The following is a 356-nucleotide window of genomic DNA, read 5'->3' as shown; positions in this document are numbered from 1 at the left end:
ACCCCGGAGCGGGCCTGGCTCGGCGAGGTCTCGGCGGTCGTCCTTCAGCAGTCCCTGCGGGACCTGGACACCGCGTACCGGAACTTCTTCGCCGGCCTGGCGGGCAAGCGCCCGCGCATGGGCGCGCCCCGGTACAAGTCCCGCAAGGACACCCGGCAGGCCGTCCGGTTCACCGCGAACGCCCGCTGGTCGATCACGCCGGGGCAGAAGCTGCGTCTGCCGAAGATCGGCGATCTCAAGGTGAAGTGGTCGCGCACGCTGCCGTCGACGCCGTCCACGGTGACGGTGGTCAAGGACGGCGCGGGCCGGTATTTCGCGAGCTTCGTCGTCGAGACCGGCCCGGAAGAGGTGCTGCC

At 71.1% G+C, this 356-nt stretch carries 1 protein-coding gene; it reads left to right on the top strand.

What is annotated here, in order from left to right:
• The coding region (locus IF47_RS0127050) for an RNA-guided endonuclease InsQ/TnpB family protein (protein WP_031511695.1) at window positions 1–356 on the top strand (356 nt) is incomplete at both ends.

Origin of the sequence: Streptomyces megasporus, from assembly GCF_000718985.1 — a bacterium.
Lineage (GTDB): Bacteria > Actinomycetota > Actinomycetes > Streptomycetales > Streptomycetaceae > Streptomyces > Streptomyces megasporus.
Note: the sequence above shows the minus strand (reverse complement) of the source record. Positions and strands in the feature narration are given on the sequence as shown.